At 47.4% G+C, this 1,879-nt stretch carries 2 protein-coding genes and 2 pseudogenes; 3 read left to right on the forward strand and 1 reads right to left on the reverse strand.

Going from position 1 to position 1,879, the window contains the following annotated elements; translation table 11 throughout:
• Positions 1-255, forward strand: a 255-nt coding sequence (locus tag QZ506_RS17495) for an IS1 family transposase (RefSeq protein WP_291972913.1), incomplete at its 5' end; no start/stop codon positions are given.
• A 66-nt stretch (positions 256-321) separates the two neighbouring features.
• A complete protein-coding gene (locus tag QZ506_RS17500; RefSeq protein WP_291972914.1) occupies positions 322-798 on the forward strand; it encodes a DUF917 family protein in 477 nt (158 codons plus the stop codon).
• A 63-nt stretch (positions 799-861) separates the two neighbouring features.
• Here QZ506_RS17500 and QZ506_RS17505 read toward each other — a convergent pair.
• A pseudogene (locus QZ506_RS17505) lies at positions 862-1,194 on the reverse strand (recombinase family protein); the annotation flags it as partial.
• Between the two features lie 13 nt (positions 1,195-1,207).
• Here QZ506_RS17505 and QZ506_RS17510 point away from each other — a divergent pair.
• Positions 1,208-1,720 (forward strand): annotated as a pseudogene (locus QZ506_RS17510) (Rpn family recombination-promoting nuclease/putative transposase); the annotation flags it as partial.
• Between the last annotated feature and the right edge of the window lie 159 nt (positions 1,721-1,879).

A 1,879-nucleotide genomic window follows, 5' to 3' on the forward strand; every position in this document is an offset into this window, starting at 1 on the left:
GTTATGGCAAAAGTGGCCATCAGCGTTACCGTCGTCAGTCATGCAAACACGGATGGCTACAGGGCTTACAACGACGAACTTCCAAAAGTAAAACATATTGTTAGCAAGCTGTATACACAGCGTATTGAGCGTGCACATCTGACACTGCGTAACCGATTGCAACGGCTCAATCGCAAGACGCTGGGATATTCAAAATCATCCGAAATGTACGATAGGATCATCGGTACTTACATCGAACGCGAGTACTACGTTTGATGCTACATCAACTCATTGAATACACGACCCGAACCGTATTCTCGAAACTAGCCGATTGGATTATGTATGAGCCGTTATATTGACGAACAAGCCATTGATGATATCGCGTTAGGCGCATCGGTATTAGGATCGGGTGGAGGTGGGGATCCTTATCTTGGCGCTTTGATTGCAAAGCAGGCGATGAACTACTGGGGGCCAGTTCATCTGTGGAATATTAACGATATTGATGATGACGCACTTTTTATCCCCTGTAGTTCAATGGGGGCGCCGACGGTGGCGATTGAGAAAATTATTTCTCCATCGCAAGTGATACGTGCCTTTGAGATGATGGAGACAATGCTTGCGCGATGTGCTACAGGAACTTTCCCTATTGAAGTCGGCGGTATTAACTCGTTGATACCAATGATTCTGGCCGCGCAAAAGCAGATCCCAGTGGTGGATTGTGATGGTGTAGGCCGCGCATTCCCTGAAGTACAAATGGTTAGCTTCTATCTTGACGATCTTCCTTCAGGGTCAAATACTGATGCGCCGCGCGATATTTGAAACCAAAACGTGCGATAAATGGCGGGTTACTTTTGTTTCCATCAGTGCAACGAAATTACACTTTTATTTTTCGGCAGGGCCGCTTTGACCTGTTCGGGCATTTAGATTAACTGGACAATGTTTGTATATGCTAGCCAATGAAACCCCATACAGTAATGCCAACTGTTTTCTGCTATGACCATTCGCCAATAATTTTTGAGCTTCCTGCTGCTGTGCAAAAGATAGCGACTGTGGTCTGCCTCCAATATGTCCTTTGCTTCTTGCTGCGGCTAAACCAGCCTGGGTACGCTCAACAATCAGTTCCCGCTCCATCTGTGCCAACGCGCTCATCACATGAAAGAAAAAACGGCCTGCGGACGTAGAAGTATCAATGGCATCCGTCAAACTATGAAAATGAGGTACCACGTCGCCCTACCCCTACAGCACCCAATGGCTCGATTGCTTTGCTGACCCTGAACTGGCAGAATCAGTCTATACACAGGCATTCCCGTTGGTTGATATCACCGCTATGCCGGATGATGAAATACTCTCTCATCGGCGGGTAGCACTGCTGGAATTGGTGCAAAAACACATCCGTACACGGGACATGCTGGAACTGGCAGGAGATATCGCCCGCCTGCTCTATCTGTGGTCTATACCGAAAGAGCAGTTCCGTAGCCTGATGTACTATATTGTAGGTCGAGGCGAAAGCTCAGACACCAGACAGTTTTTGCACACCATCGCGGCACAGACACAAGATTATCAGGAGGATGTCATGACGATTGCAGAACAGCTACGGCAGGAAGGCGAGCAACGTGGCATCCTGAAAGGACGCCAAGAAGGCGAGCATAGCGCCTCGCTCAAAATTGCAAGGCAACTTCTCGCCAATGGCGTTGAACGTACCCGAGCCTGTACACGAGATTGTGTAATTTCCTTATTTTGATATGTTCAATCCAACATCAAAAGCAGGTTACTTTATGGAAGAAAAATAGTTACAGGCTCTGGCTAACGAGCTGGCCAAAAATCTCAAAACCCCTGACGATCTCAACCAGTTTGATCGCCTTCTGAAAAAGATCAGCGTTGAAGCTGCCCTTAATGCTGA

The sequence above is a fragment of the Candidatus Symbiopectobacterium sp. genome (assembly GCF_020054415.1).
Classification (GTDB): domain Bacteria; phylum Pseudomonadota; class Gammaproteobacteria; order Enterobacterales; family Enterobacteriaceae; genus Symbiopectobacterium.

Excerpts from the sequence above, each read along its gene's own strand:
- QZ506_RS17500 (WP_291972914.1), top strand. The coding sequence starts at position 322 with ATGAGCCGTTATATTGACGAACAAGCCATTGATGATATCGCGTTAGGC.